Annotated in this window: 3 protein-coding genes and 1 pseudogene; all 4 read left to right on the top strand. The window is 75.0% G+C overall.

Annotated features, from left to right (window positions below):
• A pseudogene (locus tag AB0N76_RS39830) lies at positions 1–188 on the top strand (glycosyl hydrolase family 26); the annotation flags it as partial.
• Positions 189–290: 102 nt separating this feature from the next.
• Positions 291–596, top strand: coding sequence for a GNAT family N-acetyltransferase (locus tag AB0N76_RS39825; protein WP_363565746.1), 306 nt, complete (start codon positions 291–293; stop codon positions 594–596).
• Positions 593–1,072 (top strand): OsmC family protein, encoded by a 480-nt coding sequence (locus AB0N76_RS39820; RefSeq protein ID WP_363565745.1) that lies wholly within the window; start codon positions 593–595, stop codon positions 1,070–1,072. Before AB0N76_RS39825 ends, AB0N76_RS39820 begins: the two co-directional genes overlap by 4 nt.
• Positions 1,065–1,489: pirin family protein (locus tag AB0N76_RS39815; protein ID WP_363565744.1), on the top strand; the 425-nt coding region annotated here is incomplete at its 3' end. The genes AB0N76_RS39820 and AB0N76_RS39815, both read left to right, overlap by 8 nt.

Below are 1,489 nucleotides of genomic sequence, written 5' to 3'. Positions count from 1 at the left end.
CCGCGCCGGTCGCCCCGCCGCCCGAGCCCACCAAGGCGCCCGTGGCCCCCAACCCCAACCCGACCCCGTGGACCGTGCCGCCCCGCCCGGTCCCGACCCTGCCCGAACGCCCCACCTCCTGCCCGCCGGGCACGCTTGCCTCCTGGGACGGCTGCCACCCCCTGCCCCCGCCGATCACCCTGTCCTGAGCTCGGGCCCCGCGAGGGGTCTTGATCACCCAATAGTTGAATGATAAATTACATCCGAAGCCAGGGCCCGTCCCGGGCCGACCGACCCCTCAGGAGGCAGCGATGACGACCCAGGTCGCCGACAACCCCGAGCAGTCCCGCTACGAGATCACCGCCGACGGCGAACTCGCCGGCTTCGCCGAGTATCACCGCTACGAGGGCGAGATCGCGTTCATCCACACCGAGATCGACCCGCGCTTCGGCGGCCAGGGGCTCGGCGGCGTCCTCGCCCGCGCCGCCCTCGACGACGCCCGCGCCCGCGACCTCGCCGTCCTCCCGTACTGCCCCTTCATCCGCGGCTGGCTGACCAAGCACCCGGACTACCAGGACCTGGTCCCGGCCGCCCAGCGCGAGCGGTTCGGCCTGTGACGCCGCCGACCCCCGCCGCCGCGTCCGCCGACGGCGCGGACTTCGTCCGCTCCGCCGCCGCCGTCGCCACCAGCACCGGCGACGACTACCGGATCGACATCCGCTCCGGCCGCCACCGGCTGTCCGCCGACGAACCGGAGTCCGCCGGCGGCGCCGACACCGCCACCACCCCGGTCGGCCTGCTGCTCTCCGCCCTCGGCTCCTGCACCGCGATCACCCTGCGGATGTACGCCCAGCGCAAGGACTGGCCGCTCACCACCGTGCGGGTCCACCTCGGCTACGAGAAGGGCCCCGAGAAGGCCGTCCGCATCACCCGGCGGATCGACCTCGTCGGCGACCTCGACGACACCCAGCGCGCCCGCCTGCTCGACATCGCCGACCGGACCCCCGTCACCCGGGCGGTCTCCGCCGGCACCCCCATCGTCCCGGCCGCCCCGCGCGCCTCGACCTCAGGAAACGGGACCCACCATGGCTGAGTCGGACCTCCGCACCGCCGCCGCCGTTCCCGCCGCCGTCCCGGCCATCGTGCGCGGCGGCCGCGCCGACACCCCGGGCGGCCCGGTCCACGAACTCCTCGCCCCGCGCGAAACCGCCCTCGGCGGCAGCACGGTCGTCCGCCGTCTGCTCCCCAACCTGGGGCGGCGGATGGTGGGCGCCTGGGCTTTCGTCGACCACTACGGCCCGGACGACATCGCGGACGAGCCGGGCATGCAGGTCCCGCCGCACCCGCACATGGGCCTGCAGACGGTGAGCTGGCTGCACGCCGGCGAGGTGCTGCACCGCGACAGCCTCGGCAGCCTCCAGACGGTGCGCCCGCGCGAACTCGGGCTGATGACCTCCGGCCGGGCGATCTCCCACTCCGAGGAGTCCCCGCGCCCGCACGCCCGCTACCT

The sequence above is a fragment of the Kitasatospora sp. NPDC093806 genome (genome assembly GCF_040683335.1).
Lineage (GTDB): Bacteria > Actinomycetota > Actinomycetes > Streptomycetales > Streptomycetaceae > Kitasatospora.
This window is presented reverse-complemented; position numbering and strand designations above follow the sequence as displayed.

Bases quoted from the DNA above. Each gene is read 5' to 3' on its own strand.
- AB0N76_RS39825 (WP_363565746.1), top strand. From the start codon at position 291: ATGACGACCCAGGTCGCCGACAACCCCGAGCAGTCCCGCTACGAGATC.